This window comes from Ruegeria sp. H9 (genome assembly GCF_056532915.1).
Genome location: NZ_JBQFNX010000009.1, coordinates 16624 through 34454, shown reverse-complemented (window position 1 = coordinate 34454; position 17831 = coordinate 16624). Strand labels below are relative to the sequence as shown.

The window sequence follows — 17831 nt, the reverse complement described above, 5'->3', positions numbered from 1 at the left end:
GCGCAACTTCCATCAGTTGAACTCCGGACTTCAGATCGTGGGTCCAGCCATGGGCGCGGATCAACATGGACCGGAGGCGGGGATCGGGTTGGGGTCTTGTCAGAAGAACGTGTCTTGAGCGGGGCAGGGGTGTTGCATAGCTTTTGCCCATGACCAGACCTGCCTCTTTCAAATACTTCAAAACCAGTCCCGATATCATCCGTCTTGCGGTAACGCTGTACATCCGCTTCCCGCTCTCGCTTCGGAATGTCGAAGACTTGTTGCACGAGCGAGGCATCGACGTGAGCCACGAAACCGACTGCTACTGTTGGAACAGGTTCGGTCCGATGTTTGCCTCTGAGATCCGAAGAAAGCGTGTTCAGCAATTGAGAGCATACTCCAAATGGAAGTGGCACGCGGACGAGGTTTTCGTGAAGGTGAATGGTAAGCGGCATTATCTTTGGCGGGCTGTTGATCACGAAGGCGAGGTGCTGGAAGCCGTTGTCACGAAGCGTCGAAACAAAGCCGCAGCACTGAAATTCCTCAGGAAATTGATGAAGCGGCACGGTTGCGCCGAATAGATTGTCACAGATCGCTTCGCTTCCTACAAGGCTGCGCTCAGAGAAATGGGCGCGCTTGAAAAACAACAGACGGGCAGGAGGCTCAACAACCGTATCGAGAATTCGCACCTGCCGTTTCGACGACGCGAACGCGCGATGCAGCGTTTCAGGCGCATGCGAAGTCTACAGAAATTCGCCTCCGTCCATTCCTCTGTCTACAACCACTTCAACCAGGAAAGATCGCTAGCCAGTCGAGACACCTTCAAGCTGACCCGCGCGGCCGCTCTTAGCGAGTGGCGTCAACTTTGTTCCGGGTAGTTTCGCGGTTTCCGCCGCAAACTGAGACTGGTTCGAATTCGTTTGACAGCACCCTCTAAGATGTCCGCTCTTTTCCCACAGCCAGACTTTACTCTAACTTGACCCAAGCTGCATTCCTTGAAGAGCTTCGCACGCATGCGGCTACAAACTTTACACCATTGAGTCCATCATGGACCGTTGGATAGACAACCGAAGTATCAGGTGAAATCCCGCCTCGGAAAGCTTGGATTGCCTCAGCAGCCTCTCCATAGATATTGGCGAAACCTTCAAGATATCCCTCGGGATGGCCCGGAGGGACTCTACTCAACCGATTGGCAGCGTCACCTGCTCCAGCTCCATTTCGGGTGATCAGACGCTTGGGTTTGTTGTATGGCGTGAACCAAAGGTAATTGGGATCTTCCTGAGACCACTCCAACCCACCTTTTTCGCCATAGACTCGCAAGCGCAATGCGTTTTCGTTACCGGGCGCCACCTGAGACGACCACAGCATACCACGCGCGCCGCCTTCAAAGCGAAGCAAAACGTGGGCGTTATCATCGACCTTGCGCCCCGGCACAAAGGCCTGCAAATCCGCCGCCAGGCTTTCCGCTGTCAGCCCGGTTACAAAGCAAGCGAGGTTGTAGGCATGGGTTCCGATGTCACCGGTTGATCCACCCGCGCCCGAGCGTTCGGGATCGGTTCGCCACTCAGCCTGTTTGAAATCCTGCTGCTCGGTCAGCCAGTCCTGCGGGTACTCAACTTGAACCACACGAATCTTGCCAATTTCGCCGTTGGCAACCATTTCACGCGCCTGCCGAACCATCGGATAGCCCGTGTAATTGTGGGTCAAAATGAACAGTGCCTTCGCGCTTTCGGCCGCCTTCACCAGTCTTTTTGCATCCGCAAGGGTCGAGGTGAGTGGCTTGTCACAAATGACGTGAATACCGCGTTTCAGGAATTCACGCGCGGCTGCATAGTGAACGTGGTTTGGCGTGACGATTGAGACCGCCTCGATTCCAGATTTCAACCGAGCTTCCCTGATTGCCATTTGTTTGAAGTCTTCATAGACCCGTTCGAGCCCCAATGCCTGCCCACTTTCCATGGATTTCTCTGGCGTCGAAGACAAAGCACCGGCGACCAGCTCGAACTTGTCGTCCAGTCGTGCAGCTATGCGATGAACACCCCCTATGGAGGCGTCGTTTCCGCCGCCAACCATGCCAAGCCGAATGCGGCCCGAGGTTTCTTCACTCCGTCCTGTGACCATCACTCAATCCCCAGCATTTTACGATTGGCGGCTTCGCCGGCGCCACTATCAGCGAAATCATCAAAGGCTCTCTCGGTCACACGGATGATGTGATCTGACACAAACTGAGCGCCTTCACGCGCGCCATCCTCGGGGTGTTTGAGACAGCATTCCCATTCGACCACAGCCCAACCATCAAAGTCATTCGCCGCCATTTTTGAGAAGACCGCACCGAAATCCACTTGGCCATCACCAAGCGACCGGAACCGCCCAGCCCGATCAACCCAGCTTTGATACCCGGAATAAACACCTTGCCGCCCGGTTGGGTTGAACTCGGCATCTTTGACATGGAACATCCGGATCCGATCTTTGTAGATGTCGATATTATCCATATAGTCGAGGCATTGCAGCACGTAGTGCGACGGGTCGTATAGCATGCAGGCCCGTGGGTGATTTCCCGTCCGTTCCAGAAACATCTCGTACGTCACACCATCGTGGAGGTCCTCTCCGGGGTGGATTTCGTAGCATACATCAACGCCGCAGTCTTCGGCGTGATCAAGGATTGGCACCCAACGACGCGCAAGCTCATCAAACGCCGTTTCAATCAAGCCGGCGGGGCGCTGCGGCCAAGGATAGACATAAGGCCATGCCAACGCGCCCGAGAATGTCGCATGAGCCGAAATACCCAAGTTTTTTGAAGCTGATAGCGCTTTCTTGACCTGGTCTACTGCCCATTCTTGCCGGGCTTTCGGGTTCCCTCTGACGCTTTCGGCCGCAAAGCCGTCAAATGCACTGTCATAGGCCGGGTGAACGGCCACAAGCTGGCCCTGAAGGTGCGTTGAAAGTTCAGTAACTTCGACACCATTGTCCCTGGCTTTTCCTTTGAAGTCATCGCAGTAACCGGTGCTGGACGCGGCCTGTTCCAGGTCGAACAGCCGGCCGTCCCAACTGGGCACCTGAACGCCTTTGTATCCACAGTCAGCTGCCCATTTAGTGATCGCGTCCCACGAATTGAACGGCGCTTCGTCCCCCGCAAATTGCGCAAGAAACAAAGCTGGACCTTTGATCGTCTTCATAAAATCTCCTCCCCAAAACCTGAGCCTCTATGGTGGTAAATTTTCCTTCAGATAGATGTCGATGCGGATACGTTCCTGCGCTTTGTTGAACGGAACCTTATCCGAAGTCGCGCGCAGCAGGCGGACGGCTGAACGTACAATGTGCCCAGTGTCTTGCGAGATCAGAGCGTCAAATGTACCGAGCGTGAGCGCCTCACGACTGAGCGGTGTAAGCTCATGAGCTATGATCACCAGATCTTCGCTGAGCTTGTTTTCTGAAAGGAATTGAATCAGGCCTGCGTTACCCGCTGCTGACGAGTATATTCCGACCAGATCTGGATAGGTTTCAAATATTTCGGGCATCATCCTGTAAATCAGATCCGGGTCATCTCGGCCCTCGACTGATGCTACGACTTCGAGGTGCGGAAATTCCTCAGCCACAACAAGGTCAAAGCCTTGACGTCGTTCGAGGTGGTCACGTGCCAAACGGGATCCTGTAAGTACCAAGACCTTGCCGTCACGATGCACAAATCGCCCCATTAGCTGAGCGGCGGTTCGTCCTGCCGAAACGTTATCGATACCCACAAAGTGGTCTCGCTCAGAACTCGGCAAGTCAGACACCAACGCAACCACCGGAACGCCTTTGTCCCTGAGCCTTTTAACAGCATCCCGGACAGAAGGCGTTTCGGGCCCGAAAACGGCGACTCCGTCTACATCCAAACTGTCTACAGCATCCAGAATGTTGACGATATCTTGGGGCTCAAACGGAGCAACCTTCTTTATTGCAATGCGAGTCCGCTCGATAAATTGGTCGCGTGATTGTTCTGCGATCTGACTGCTGATTGCCTCCACAAACTCGTTGTCCGTGTCCGGCAGAACAAAGAGGAAGTTGTAAACTCGGTTACGCGCAAGGTTGGCCGCGGCCGTGTCGCGTACATACCCCAGCTCATCAATCGCCTTTTGTACTTTCTGTACGGTCACCGCCCGCACGCCGGGGCGTCTGTTCAAGACCCGGTCAACAGTCGCTAGGCTGACACCCGCAACGCGCGCGATGTCATTAACGGTTGGCTTTTTCACCAATTCTAATCTTTGTTTTTGGTCTTCCACGTGTTCTTCAGCCCTCAATCTCCCGCGCTAAGCCTTCAAACAACAAAGCAACAGCCTCAGCGCCGGGATCGTTATGTCCAACAAGGTTTTCTTCGGGAACATAGGCTGCGCGGCCTGCCTTAGCACGTCGAATATTTGCGGTGTTGTTCGCGCCTTTGCGGGCAGCCTCGGCCGCATGCGTCAGACCAGATGGTAGTGCGACAAGTGCCGGTGCCAGGGCGTCAATCATTGTCCTGTCACCGACCTTGGCACCCCCAACCTGGCTGACGCGATTCAGTCCTTCGACGAGAGATTTCGGTACCGATGCTCCGCTCGCACAGGCATCTCCAGCTGCGTTGAAGAAGATTGCGAGTATCACGCCGGAAGAACCACCCATTGTCTGACTTAACTCATTGCCCAACGCCGGAAACAGTTGTGTCAGATCAGCAAGCGGCATGCGGTCAAGGCTACCTTGCAATGCTCTTGCGGCAGTCGCCAATGTGCTTCCTGTATCGCCATCTCCAGATTTCGCGTCCAGTTCGTTGAGGTTCTTCTCTGCGTTGATGAGCAGTTCAGACAACCGGGTGATCGTTTCCCTTGTGGTGGGATTGTTAGAAGGAATTGGATCGATAGGGGTCAGGCCATCAGGCAATGGTGCCACTTTGATCGGGCCGATGGAATCGACCCCGGGCCATGCGGCCAGATCAACGGGTGTTTCAAGGGCTGACAAATCGTCCTGATCCACAGGCAGAATGGAAACCGAAAACCCGTGCATATCCAGCGACGTCATCATGGGTGCCGGGCCAATGATATGGTGGGCAAAACCAGTTTCGGACAACGCATGCGTAAGGACAGCCATTTCTAGCGGAGTTGTAGAACCCAGGTTGTTGACCAACGCCACGCAATCCCCGGACCCCACCCTTTGCTTCAGCTTCTCCACCACTGTGGACATAGCCGATACAGCATTTGAGAACTCGACTTGCTGTACACCGGGTTCGCCATGAATACCCAAGCCAAGCTCTGCTTTCCCGGGGGCGATCCGGTCTTCTTTTGGAGATCCCGGAACGGTACAGGTGTCCAAGCTCATACCGATGCTGACAACCTTCGCAATGGTACTTCTTGCAGCATTTGTAACGGTGTCTAGGTCAGCACCGTCTTCAGCAAGCGCTCCGGCGATTTTGTGTACGAACAACGTACCCGCCACGCCACGTGGTTGCGGAAGGTCGGGCAGGGCGATGTCATCGTCGACAACGACCATCTCTACCTTGCGGCCCAATGCACGGGCGCGTTCAGCTGCCAGTCCAAAGTTCAACCGATCACCGGTGTAATTTTTGACGATAAGCAGGCACCCAGCCTCACCCGTGACCGCAAGAATGCCCGCCAAAACCGCCTCGACTGACGGGGATGCAAACACTTCCCCGCACACCGCGGCTGTCAGCATACCGGCGCCAACAAAACCGGCATGGGCGGGTTCGTGACCAGACCCCCCGCCAGAAACCAGGGCGACCTTCGACTTGTCCCAATCCGACCTGTAAACAACCTTGATGTGCGGGTAACCGTCCAACCGGGTCAGTTGCCCTCCGGAAGACGCCAGAAGACCGTCTATGGCCTCTGTAACCAAAGTTTCTTTTGTGTTGAGGAACTGGGCCATGCTTTTGCTCCTTAATTCACGCGCGCGCCGGACGCGTCAAAATACAACGGGTTGTGTGGGCGGATTTTTATAAGTTTTCCAGATGGATAATCCTGATGTACATCAATCAAGGTCACAACCGGGTGACCGTTCAGGTCCAGGTGTAGCCGCGTTTGATCCCCCAGATGCTCTGCGCGTATTACCCGCGCTTCGCTGCCTTCTCCTTCGATGATGTTTTCCGGGCGAAGACCTATTTGCGGACCTTTGTGATTGCCTCCGAACAGCTCGGAAGGCAGAATGTTGATCCGCGGCAGTCCCAACCGGCTGGCGACATAAACGCTACCGGGGTTTTCATAGATGTCCCGGGGTGTTCCGTACTGAACCAGCCTGCCGTTTTCCAAAACGCCGATATGCGTCGCCATTGTCATGGCTTCGACTTGATCATGGGTCACGTATAGCAAGGTCGATCCCAGATCCGCCTGAATCCTTTTTAATTCGACCCGCAGATCAGCCCGAAGCTTGGCGTCCAAAGAGCTGAGGGGTTCATCCATCAAAAATATCTGGGGGTCTCGCACCAGCGCTCGTCCAATTGAAACGCGCTGCATTTCACCGCCAGACAGTTCAGTCGCTTTGTTGTTCAACTTGTGCGGAATCTGGAGGATGTCCGCAACTTCGTTAACCTTCTTCTTGATCTCATCCTCTGGCGTCTTCAGGATCGGCGACCTCAGAGGAAAAGACAGGTTCTCCCGCACTGTCATATGCGGGTACAGTGAGTATTGCTGGAAAACCATAGCCACATCGCGCTGGGCTGGCGTTTCTATTCCAACATCCCGTCCAGCAATGCGAACGGTTCCAGAATCCAGTTTCTCAAGTCCGGATATCAATCTCAGCGTCGTTGTCTTTCCCGCGCCCGTTGGACCCAATAGCACCACAAAGGCGCCGTTGGGGATCGTCATTGAGATATCATCCACCGCCTTTAGATTGCCGAATGACTTCGAGATATTCTCTAAAACGACTTCAGCCATTACTTAGTACCTCGTCGTTCAGAGCGGACCTCAACGCGCGTCCGGTGGCCTTTTCAAACAGTGTTACTGCGGGTGAGCGGAACTCTAACCCCACCGTCTCGCCGGGATTTACGACTTCGCGCGCATCAATCCGGGCTTTCAGCTCTCCGTTCGGGCTTTGCAGCGTCACGATCTGGGTGGTTCCCAAATATTCTGTCGCCAGAACCTTGGCTCTGTAGGCGCTCGCATCCGATAGAAAAACATGCTCAGGGCGAACCCCAAAAACTAAGTCACCTTCCGCCCCCTCCATCAGTTTGGGCACGGCTTCGTCATGGCCATTTAGTCGAACCATTTCCGAGTCAGGCGCGACCTTTCCTTGAAACGGCAGGAAGTTCATGGAAGGGGACCCGATAAAATCTGCAACGAACATTGTGGCTGGTTTGTCGTAGATTTCCTGAGGTGTGCCGAATTGCTCAATCACAGCGTTGTTCATCACTACGATCTTGTCGCCCATTTGCATGGCTTCCAACTGGTCGTGTGTCACGTAAACAGTGGTTGCGCCCATACGGTCATGAAGCGCGCGTAACTCTTCGGCCATGTGTTCTCGAAACTCGGCATCTAAGGCACCCAACGGTTCGTCCATCATGAATGCCTTGGGTTCGCGAACGATCGCGCGGCCCAGCGCCACGCGCTGCCGGTCGCCACCTGACAGTCCACCTACCGGGCTATCGAGGATGTCGTTGATCCCCAGAATTCCCGCGACTTCTTCTACTTTGGCTTTTACAGCAGCACGCGGCATGCCCTGCGATATCAGGGGGTAGCTGATATTTTTGCGCACGTTCATGTGGGGATACAGCGCAAACATCTGGAACACGAATGCAATGTCTCGCTCTGATGGGGGTCGCTGGCTGATTTCTTCGCCGTCGAGATAGATCTCACCCGATGTTGGAAGCTCCAAGCCTGCGATCATCCTCAGCGTCGTTGTTTTGCCGCAGCCCGATGGACCAAGCAGCATGAAGAATTCACCATCTTCAATCGTGAACGAGCTTTCCCGCACAGCGGTGAAATCGCCGAACATCTTCTTTACGTTTTTGACAACGATCTGGGCCATTTCTACTCCGGAAAATGGCTGACGATGATGAACATGACAGTTCCGATCAGCGTAACGATGAAGGAATAAGTGAACGCCCAAAGGACGAACGGTTGCATCAGCATAAATACGCCGACCGCGATGAGGATGGTCGCGACCATCTCCCATGGGCCTCGGCGAAAACGCATTAATCCTGATAGAAACTCGCTCATTTGCGCACCGCTCCGAATGTGATCCCGCGCAGCAGATGTTTGCGCATCAGGATGGTGAAAATCATGACCGGAATCAGGAATATCGTGGCACCAGCCGCAACTGCAGGCCAATCCAGCCCACCGATCCCGATGATGGTGGGAATAAAGGGCGGCGCGGTCTGCGCATTCGCGGATGTCAGCAACACGGCAAACGCATACTCGTTCCATGCAAAGATAAGGCAGAAGATCGCTGTCGAAGCGATACCCGTCGCAGCCTGCGGCAGTACAACTTTGTAAAACGCCTGAAACCGGGTGTAGCCGTCTATTAGTGCCGCTTCCTCGTACTCTCGCGGGATTTCGTCGATGAACCCTTTCAGCAGCCAAACAGCCAACGAGATGTTCACACCCGTATAGAGAAGGATCATCCCCAAATGCGTGTCGCTTAGACCGAGGTTTCTGAACATCAGGAAGATTGGGATCGCAACGGCAACCGGGGGCATCATTCTCGTACTGAGGATGAAGAACAGAAGGTCATCCTTGAGCGGCACCTTGAAACGGCTAAATGCATAAGCAGCCAAGGTGCCAAGGAAGATGCTTAGGAACGTCGATCCAAACCCGATGATCACCGAATTCATAAAACGCTCGCCAAACTTGGATGGCCCGACAATCACCATGTCGTATTGGCGGACGATCTCATCGGCCCAGTTCTGTGGCGGGTTTGCTTCCAGGAACTCCTGCGTCTGCCGTGTGCGAGTGGTGAAGAGATTGACATAGCCTTCAAGTGTTGGGTCAAAGACAACCTTGGGCGGATAGCTGATCGCGTCGGCTGGAGACTTGAAGCCAGTTAGCAATATCCAAACCAGCGGGATCATCGTGATCAGCGCATAGGTGATAACCAGAAACCCGGCGATCCACTTTGAACGGTTCGAAGGTTCGGTGACGGAAAAACTGCTCATCTCTGTTTCACCTTGTTCAGGGCTTTGACGTAGATCGACGCAAGGCCGAACACGGTGACGAAAAGGATGATCGCATAGGCCGAGGCATAACCCGTGCGCCATTTCTCAAAGGCTTCGCGCTTCAAATTGATGGAGGTCAGCTCCGTAACAGACCCTGGCCCGCCGCCCGTCAGTTGCACCACCAGATCGAACATCTTGAAGTTCTCGATCCCTCTAAACAGCACCGCCAACATGAGGAATGGCAGGACCATCGGGATGGTAATCGTAAAGAACTGGCGCAGCTTGCTGGCCCTGTCGATCTCAGCTGCCTCGTAGATGTAATCGGGAATACTGCGCAGCCCGGCCAGACAGATGAGCATCACGAAGGGGGTCCACATCCAGGTGTCGACAATCACGATGGACCAGGGCGCCAGCGTTACGGACCCGAGCATCTCAAAGCTCGACGGGTCTTTGCCGATAAACCACGATACGATGTAGTTAAACAGGCCGATCTGAGGCTGATAGAGAAACTTCCAGAAGTTTCCGACAACGGCCGGGGACAGCATCATCGGCAGCACGATGATCGTGGTCCAAAGATCATTGCCCTTGAATTTCTTGTTGATCAACCACGCCAGAGTAAATCCGATCAGGACTTGAAAAAAAATCGTCCAGAACAGGAAATGCGCCGTGGCCTGCATGTTCAGCCATGTGTCCGAGTCTGTCAGGATACGCTCGTAATTCCTGAGCCCGACATCTTTGACTTCACGGCCGATCCGGTTGGCCTTGTAGTTGGTAAAGCTCAGTTGGATGGTCCAGATCAAAGGGAAGATATTGATCGCCAGCAGTAGAAATATCGTTGGGGAGATGAATACCCAGGCGATCGCGCGGTCGGATAACCCCCGAATTTTTCGCGCAACTCGCTCGGGCGTTGCCTGCGCAACGCGATCTACGGTCCTGTCAGACATCTCTTTGCCAGTTCTTGTTGGTTTAGGACTCACGGGTGAAGGTAGAGCGGGTTTGCACCCGCTCCTGCCTGTGTCCGGACTAAAGCTTGCCTTCGTCTTCGAAGACTTCCGTCCAATCTTCGATCAGAAGATCAAGCGCTTCTTGAGCTGTGCCTTGGTCGGCAACCACGTAGTCGTGGATGCGCTTCTGCATTGCCAGCAGCAGTTCCGCGTAGGCAGGCTCTTGCCAGAAATCCTGCACCCCGGCCATTGCTTCCAGGAAGTCACCGGCGAACGGTTGGCTGTCTACGAAACCAGGATCTTCCAGCACCGAATTATGTGCTGAGTAGCCGCCTAGTTCCCACCATTTGGCCTGAACTTCTGGCTGCGCGAACCACTTAATGTACTCAAGCGCGGCGTCCTGTTTGTCAGAGTAGCTGACAACAGAGATACCTTGTCCGCCCAGTGTCGAGCCTGCCTGATTTTGTGGTGGGTTCACGAAGAAGTCGATCTTGTCACCACCGGTATTGGGATCGGCATAGAGACCCGGGAAGAACGCGAACCAGTTCATAGCCATGGCGACCTGACCGGACTTAAAGGCGTCCAAGCTCTCTCCCATGTAGGAGTTTGTGTATCCTGGGGGTGTCGCTGTTTTGTAGAATTCTTTGTAAAACTCTAGCGCTTCGACTGCTTCGGGCGAGTTTACGGCACCCTCCATATCGTAGGATCCTGGCGTGTTTTCATATTTGAAGCCCCACGGATAGAGCGCTCCGGTCACACCCATGGTGATCCCTTCGGACCCACGCTCAGTAAAGATCGCCGCACCGTAGACCGTCTTTCCATCGATCTCACGACCCTGGAAAAACTGCGCGATTTGCAGCAATTCTTTCTGAGACTGAGGTTCACGCAAATCTTGCCCTGTTGCTTCCTTGTACGCAGCTTGGATGTCCGGATTCTCGAACCAGTCCTTGCGATAGAACCAGCCGTTTGCATCCCCCATTGCGGGCAATGCGTAGTAGTTCGGAGTACCTTTAGGCCATGTCGAATAGGCGTAAACCGTTGCCGGCGCGAAATCGTCCATGCTGATGCTCTCGGCATCGAAGAAATCATTCAGTTTTACATAATGGCCGTTTTCAGCGCCCCCGCCGATCCACTGACTATCTCCGATCAACAGGTCGCAGAGCTTCCCGCCGGAGTTCAGCTCGTTCAGCATCCGGTCGGCAAAGTTTGGCCAGGGAACAAATTCGAAGTTCATCGTGTGGCCGGATTCTGCTTCGAATTCTTTTGATAGCTCAACAAGCGCGTTGGCCGGGTCCCATGCAGCCCAACAGAGCGTCAGGTCTTCAGCATTTGCCTTGGTAGAAAGAGTAGTAGCGGCAAGGACTATTGCGCTGGCCGAAGCCAGTTTTGTGTAAGTCATCCATTCCTCCCTTTTTTGCGCCGTCATTCGAGGATGTGCGAATCGCGGCATGTCTATAAGGCTATTTGAGGTACGCACCTCAAGTCCAGAAATATTTGAGGTTCGTACCTCAAAAAGGCGGAGAGGAACGTTCAATTCGCTTCTTAGTCGTTGATTATATGAGAATTTGTTTATTTTTCTTGATACGCATCTATTCTCGTCAGCGAGGTATTAAATGGCTCTATCGACTAAAATTGGCACAGCCTACAATCGCGGCCATCATGCGGCCAACGCGTTTAGCGAACCCTCTGCTGAAGCACTCACAGATTATTTGGTCGATACCTTTGAGAATTGGAGGTAGCGTCAAATAGCGCGGACCACTCGGGAACGTGTATAACTCGTTTGGTCAGGTGCAGACGTATGAACACACTCTCTATCGTCAGATTGAACCGCTATCCAATTAAAGGATTGAGTGCCGAGCCTATGCAAACCGTGACGCTGCGAGCAGGGGAGGGGATTCCAGGTGATCGCCTTTTCGGGTTCGCGCGCTACAACTCCGGATTTAACGCACAGAACCCTCAGCCTCTGCCGAAAGATCGCTTTGTTGTTCTATTAAATGAGGCCGCTCTGGCAGGTGTTAAGACGAATTTTGATATTGAGACCCAAGATCTTGTGATCAAAGCGAGCGGCAAAACACACAGCTTTAACATGCAAGCTGCAGAAGATCGGAAAAATGCGTCAAATTTCCTTTCTTCAGAGATCGGCTTAAAAGATCCCGAACCGCCAATATTCGTTTCGTCGGCTCCTCATCGGTTTACAGATGTGTCTGTCGTATCACCCAAAATGATGAACGCGATATCCGTTTTAAATTTGGCGTCTGTGGAAAAGTTGGGTGAAAAACTGAACGCAGAAATCCACCCAGCGCGCTTCCGGGCGAATATCGAGATGGACGGTTTACCTCCGTTTTCTGAGTTGGATGAAGCTGGATCAGTTTTCAGATTTGGCGATGTTGAGTTAAAGATACTTTCACGTACGAAAAGGTGTGCAGCCACTGAAGTGAACCCGGAAACGGCCGAGCGGGACATGAAGATACCCTATCAAATTCGGGTGTTGATGGGTCATACGGACATGGGTGTCTATGTTGAGGTTGCTAAAGGCGGAACGTTGAGAGTCGGCCAAACTGGGGAAATCTTAAATTGAATGTTACTCACACCGCCAAAGTAGCAACCCCACGCGGTTTGTCCCGCGTTCTCTCAAATGATTTGTGTCTACTCTTAGCAAAGCGGCGATTTCTGCCATTTGAGGCGTTACATCATTTCGATTCGCAATGAGAAATTCTACTACGATTTTTTGAACTTAGGAGGGCCTGTCGTGTACCGCGCTGAGTAGGACCTCCTCTGTCCCAAAACTGCATTGTAAAAAATCCGGCGTTCACCGGGCTGCAATCTTTGCACACTATATTGATATTGGGCTGCGACCTCGGGTCCTGCTTCCTTCAGAACGTAACCTATGGCAGCTTCCACGTTGAAAGCATGAAGATCGGGATTGCTGACGTCCATGGGAGAACATGGGTTCCGGTGTTGAAGTCGTTGAACAACCTCAATCTACCGATCAGTCCCGCGGTGCCTCTTTGTCCACCCGGCGTTGCGCTTCGGAATGTCGAAGATTTGTTGCACGCGTGAGGCATCGACGTGAGCCACGAAACTGTCCGGTATTGGTGGAACAGGTTTGGCCCAATGTTTGCTGCTGAGATCAGAAGAAAGCGTGTTCAGCTATTCAGAGCATACTCCAAATGGAAGGGCACGTGGACGAGGTTTTCGTGAAGGCGAATGGCAAGAGACACTACCTCTAGCGGGCCGTCGATCATGAGGGCGAAGTGCTCGAAGCAATCGTTACCAAACGTCGAAACAAAGCAGCAGCACTGAAATTCCCCAAGAAATTGATGTAGCGATACGGTAAAGCGGAAACCGTCGTCACGGATCGCTTCGCATCGTACCGGGCCGCTCTTAGAAAGCTTGGCGCTGCCGAAAAACAACAGACGGGCAGGTGGCTTAACAACCGAGTCGAGAATTCACACCTTCCTTTCCGACGGCGTGAACGCGCCATGCAACGTTTCGGGCGCATGCGAAGTCTGCAGAAATTCGCCGCCGTCCATTCCTCCGTATACAACCACTTCAACCAGGAAAGATCGCTAACCAGCCGAGACACCGTCAAGCTGACCCGCGCCGCTGCTCTTAGCGAGTGGCGTCAACTTTGTTCCGGGTAGGTTCGCGGTTTCCGTGGCAAACTGAGACTGGTTCGAATTCGTCTGACAGCACTTTGGTCCCGAAGGGCGGGAAGCTGACATTCTCTGCGGTTGCAAACCTATCCGGTAGCGGAGGCGAAATCCGACCTTCGCGGTCGACGCCTACGGCTAGAATCGAAGATACAAAAAAGCCCCCTTGATTTCGTAGGCGTAGATAGCTTGGACGTGCGTTACGAAACTAAACAGACGCTCCCATGTTAAGGCAGTCAGTTTGAAGAGGCTGTTAAGAAACAACATTTTACCTAACAATACGGCCATTCGTTGGTTTAGAACCTTATGGAAGCCGTGAGTTCTCCGACAACACTGGATCCACCACCAAAAGTTGATTGAAACTCGCCGCTGAAGCCTATCGATCGGTTTCCATCTGCAGAGGTATGTTCAAGCGTAATTCCAAGAAACCCTGCAGCTGCATCTTCTGTTGAAGCTACGAAAGAAAAGGGTGTCGCTGCTACGATTGCGTCCACATCGTCGGATCCTGCATCAAAAGTTGCATCTACTCCAACGGCCCAGTTCAGGTAGGTACTCGATCCATTTGCGGCCTCGTAGAGGCGGGGCAAGTTCAATTGAGCCCGCGTGTTGAACAGCGAAACGTTCCGATCTTCGACAGTCAGCGGATACGCGGTTCCTGTTTCGGTATATTCATCAAGTTTCAGAAAGACATAGCTTGCGCGTGCACTGAAGAAGGCAGGAATTGGCAAGGCGTTGATGGGTGCCGAGATCGAGAGCGATGGCGAAACGAACGTGCCGTCAAAATCGCCTTTCGCTTCGCCGCCATCAACGTTTCGGGTCGCTTCATTGTCGGTTACGCCAGCAAGAAGCGCTGCGTTGAGGCTGTATCGTCCGTAGTCCCTTTCGAGGTAGACGCCCCCAAAATATGACGTGATATCGGTATCTCCTGCGTCTTGATCCAGCGAGACATGGCTGTCGTCATATCCGACAAGAACACCAAAATCGCTGTTATCGATGAATTCATTCGTCTCGGCACCAACTACGAAACCGTACATACGATGGCTGAATCCAAGATTTGAACCGTCTTCTTCAACATCGCGATCTCCTCCGAAGGCTGAACCCCAGACATATGGGCCGTTATCCTGTTCAACATACCCGAAAGGACCCAGGTTTCTGCTAACCTGGCCACCGGACGAGCCGGACGCATAGGGGCTGGCGGTGTCAATCGTATTGAACACCGCGTCGGTGAGATCGCTGATAAAGGTACCTTGGGCCGCGAATCCCGTCGTATCCACCGAAACCGCAGTGAGGCCATTGTTGGCCACAACGCCGGCCCCTTCAAAATTGACGACTTCGGGGGCGGATGCGAGGTCATTATCGTCACCCGATGCATCAGCAAAATTTACAACCGAATTCATCCCGCGCGCAAAGTTCAACGTGTCAATGTCATTCGGGTTCGTGCCCCCCATGCCATCGTTGCCATTGCCGAAATCGACCGATCCGTTCAGAATCGAGCCGGGCTCGAGATTCAACGTGTCGTTCCCGTCGCCGCCATATACGATGGAAAAGCCTTCTCGACCGGTGATGCGGGCGGAGTTTGTGATTATTGCAGCGGCGTTGTTGTCGCGATCTTCGATCTCGATACCGTATTCGAACGCATCAATATTTCCGGTGTTCACAATGGTGATTGAACCGGCTCCGTCCACGTCCACTTCGATCCCGTTATTGTCCAGCGAACGCAACGCCCCGCTGTTGGTCACACGGGCATCGCCGTCACCGTTTAGTTCGATATCGATCGCGTCGGAATCGGCGGTGAGCTGGGCAGAGTTCACAATGCTGACATCGCCGCTTCCCTCGACATCCACTTCGATCGCATCGTCTTCGCGAGAGGTTATCCGCCCCGAGTTTCTAATGAAGACATCGCCATCTCCGAAGATTTCGGCGTCAATTCCCTCGTCGTTTCTGGCGGTTATGGATGCAGCGTTTGTAATGCTTATGTTGCCGTTCTCGGTCACATGGGCGAAGATTCCGTCAACTTCGGCATCGATGGTACCGGATGCCGAAATAGTAACATCGCCGTTTCCGTCTATTTCAGCGTTAATGCCATCAATATTTTCCGCCGCAATTTCACCCGACGCTTCAACCGAGATGTTTCCGTCGCCAGCAACAAAGCTGCGGATCCCGTGTTCGCTTGCTTCGATATCACCGTTCATCGTGATCGAGATGTCGCCGTCACCATCAACTTCGGCTTCGATGCCGTCATCCGAACCGGCGCGGATATCACCTGTGACCTGAATGTTGATATCACCGGAATCCTCGGCATCAGCGTCAATGCCGATCGCATCGCCAGTGATGTTGCCCACCACAGTGACGTCAATCACGCCTCCGGGGCTGCCGGTTTCCACATCAATTGCATCGCTATCGAGGGATTGGACGTCGCCCGTCACATTGACGGTCACATTCCCGTCCTCCGCGTCAGCAAAGATCGCATGTTCTTCTTCAGCAGAAATGTTGCCGTTAGAATTGACCGTTACGTTGCCTGTTCCATTTGCTACGCCGTAAATCCCGTATTCTCTGCCAGTAATATCCCCGATGCTGTCGACGACGACATCACCAGCGCCATTCACCGTGGCGTTGATACCGTCGCCCGCTTCTGCGCCGCTGACATCGCCCCGGTTCGAAATTGTAATGTCGCCATCATTGGTCAGAAGCGCGCGGATGCCGTCCCTTGCGGACGAAATATTGCCCGACGAAGTGACGCTGATATCTCCGTCTCCGCCCCTTTGGCGGGCAAAGATGCCGTCAGCGTTGTTTCCTTCTGTCGTGATATTTCCGGTCGAGCGGATCGTGATATCGCCGTCACCGTCGTCTTGCCGTGCAAAGATCCCGCGGGCGTTATTTCCAGAAGTCGAGAGGTTGCCCTCGGATTCAATGGAGATATCCCCATCGCCGCCATTTTGACGCGCCAAGACGGCGTTCGCGTTGTTTCCTTCTGTTGTGATGTTTCCGGTTGATAGGATCGCGACATCGCCATCGTCATCGCTTTGCTGTCCAAGTATACCGCCAGAGTTGTTTCCAGCCGTTGAGATATTGCCATTCGACACCACCGAGACATCCCCTTCGCCGCCACTCTGAAGAGCGGTGATGCCTGTTGATCGATTTCGAATTGTGCTGATATCGCCCGCTGAGTTGACCGATACCGTGCCGTCTCCACCGTCCTGATTGGCGTAGATTCCGTCTGAACGGCTGCCCGATGTGCTTATACGACCCGCTGAAACCACTGACACATCGCCATCACCACCTTGTTGCGTAGCGCCGATACCGGCGCTTCTGCTGCGTCCAGATGTCGTGATATTGCCGGTCGAGTTAACCGAAATGGCACCGTCACCCTCAAGATCGGATCGAATGCCAAAGGATCGACGTCCGTCGGTTGCAATTTCTCCCGTCGATGTGATCGAAACATCCCCGTCGCCGTCCGCATCCACAACAATCCCATCCGCGCCGTTCCCCGTCGTGACAATGCCGTCAGTTCCATTCGTCTGGATGTTAAGGGTTACGTTACCTGTTGGTGTGCTGAAAGCCACTCCGTCTGTTCCACCGCCCGGTGCAATTCCCGGAGCAGTCACGTTATTGATATTGAGCGTTTCGATTGCTGGCCCGTTTGCCTGAACACCCGTTGAAACATCTCCCGTACAGGTGGCGAGGTCACCCGCAACACTGCACGGACCGTTTGATGGGGGAACAACCGTTTGCGCGATCGAAGGAGTTGCCACTCCAATCGATGCACCCAAACCTATCGCACCGGCAGCAACTGGAGCAGCGAAAGCGCGATATGCAGCGGATTTTCCTTGATGGTATTTGCTCGTCTGCGCTTTGGAAAGTGCCGCTGTACGACGGCGCGCTTTGCGGTTCAAACCGCTTACTCGTAACATCTTGTTCACCCCTTAAGAGTGGTCTGGAAACCACCGCAACTTTTTTGCGCGAAAACCTCCGCGTATTTGTTAGCAGCAAAAAAAAGATGGCTTTTTGATGTTCCGATTAACGATATATTAACGAATTTCTGACTGGTCTTTTGTATGATGCAATTTGATCACATGCATGCTCTGAAAAAACCGGCCAGCGGCAGCTCCCTACTTGGATCCGGTGGAATGATAGAATTATTCA

At 53.5% G+C, this 17831-nt stretch carries 12 protein-coding genes and 2 pseudogenes; 3 read left to right on the top strand and 11 right to left on the bottom strand.

What is annotated here, in order from left to right; translation table 11 throughout:
• Positions 1-149: 149 nt before the first annotated feature.
• Positions 150-857 (top strand): annotated as a pseudogene (locus ACR0CZ_RS20375) (IS6 family transposase).
• Between the two features lie 88 nt (positions 858-945).
• Here the strand turns inward: ACR0CZ_RS20375 and ACR0CZ_RS20370 are convergent.
• The 10 genes from ACR0CZ_RS20370 to ACR0CZ_RS20325 form a co-directional block, all read right to left on the bottom strand.
• The gene (locus ACR0CZ_RS20370; protein WP_480537310.1) at positions 946-2100 is read right to left on the bottom strand and encodes a Gfo/Idh/MocA family protein; all 1155 of its coding nucleotides are present in this window, start codon (positions 2098-2100) and stop codon (positions 946-948) included.
• A complete protein-coding gene (locus ACR0CZ_RS20365) occupies positions 2100-3155 on the bottom strand; it encodes a sugar phosphate isomerase/epimerase family protein (protein ID WP_170399660.1) in 1056 nt (351 codons plus the stop codon). Before ACR0CZ_RS20365 ends, ACR0CZ_RS20370 begins: the two co-directional genes overlap by 1 nt.
• A 27-nt stretch (positions 3156-3182) precedes the next feature.
• The gene (locus ACR0CZ_RS20360) at positions 3183-4211 is read right to left on the bottom strand and encodes a LacI family DNA-binding transcriptional regulator (protein ID WP_480437991.1); all 1029 of its coding nucleotides are present in this window, start codon (positions 4209-4211) and stop codon (positions 3183-3185) included.
• A gap of 37 nt (positions 4212-4248) precedes the next feature.
• Positions 4249-5871, bottom strand: a complete 1623-nt coding sequence (locus tag ACR0CZ_RS20355) for a dihydroxyacetone kinase subunit DhaK (RefSeq protein ID WP_170399666.1) — start codon at positions 5869-5871, stop codon at positions 4249-4251.
• A gap of 11 nt (positions 5872-5882) precedes the next feature.
• Positions 5883-6875 (bottom strand): ABC transporter ATP-binding protein, encoded by a 993-nt coding sequence (locus ACR0CZ_RS20350; RefSeq protein WP_170819497.1) that lies wholly within the window; start codon positions 6873-6875, stop codon positions 5883-5885.
• Positions 6868-7965 carry an ABC transporter ATP-binding protein gene (locus tag ACR0CZ_RS20345; protein ID WP_170403464.1) on the bottom strand — a complete coding sequence of 366 codons (1098 nt, stop codon included), beginning with the start codon at positions 7963-7965 and terminating at the stop codon, positions 6868-6870. Before ACR0CZ_RS20345 ends, ACR0CZ_RS20350 begins: the two co-directional genes overlap by 8 nt.
• Positions 7966-7967: 2 nt before the next feature.
• Positions 7968-8156: a hypothetical protein gene (locus tag ACR0CZ_RS20340; RefSeq protein WP_170399676.1), complete on the bottom strand. Its 189-nt coding sequence runs from the start codon at positions 8154-8156 to the stop codon at positions 7968-7970.
• Entirely contained in the window at positions 8153-9091 is a 939-nt protein-coding gene (locus ACR0CZ_RS20335; RefSeq protein WP_010442361.1) for a carbohydrate ABC transporter permease, read from the bottom strand. The genes ACR0CZ_RS20340 and ACR0CZ_RS20335 overlap by 4 nt, the downstream gene beginning before the upstream one ends.
• Entirely contained in the window at positions 9088-10035 is a 948-nt protein-coding gene (locus ACR0CZ_RS20330; RefSeq protein WP_170399680.1) for a carbohydrate ABC transporter permease, read from the bottom strand. Before ACR0CZ_RS20330 ends, ACR0CZ_RS20335 begins: the two co-directional genes overlap by 4 nt.
• A gap of 79 nt (positions 10036-10114) precedes the next feature.
• Positions 10115-11434: an extracellular solute-binding protein gene (locus tag ACR0CZ_RS20325; RefSeq protein ID WP_170399683.1), complete on the bottom strand. Its 1320-nt coding sequence runs from the start codon at positions 11432-11434 to the stop codon at positions 10115-10117.
• Between the two features lie 399 nt (positions 11435-11833).
• Here ACR0CZ_RS20325 and ACR0CZ_RS20320 point away from each other — a divergent pair, with 399 nt between their 5' ends.
• Both ACR0CZ_RS20320 and ACR0CZ_RS20315 read left to right on the top strand, forming a co-directional pair.
• Complete coding sequence (locus ACR0CZ_RS20320; protein ID WP_170399685.1) at positions 11834-12613, top strand: MOSC domain-containing protein; 780 nt, start codon at positions 11834-11836, stop codon at positions 12611-12613.
• Positions 12614-13056: 443 nt separating this feature from the next.
• Positions 13057-13679, top strand: a pseudogene (locus ACR0CZ_RS20315) (IS6 family transposase); the annotation flags it as partial.
• A gap of 305 nt (positions 13680-13984) precedes the next feature.
• Here ACR0CZ_RS20315 and ACR0CZ_RS20310 read toward each other — a convergent pair.
• Positions 13985-17599, bottom strand: a complete 3615-nt coding sequence (locus tag ACR0CZ_RS20310; RefSeq protein ID WP_170399687.1) for an autotransporter domain-containing protein — start codon at positions 17597-17599, stop codon at positions 13985-13987.
• Between the last annotated feature and the right edge of the window lie 232 nt (positions 17600-17831).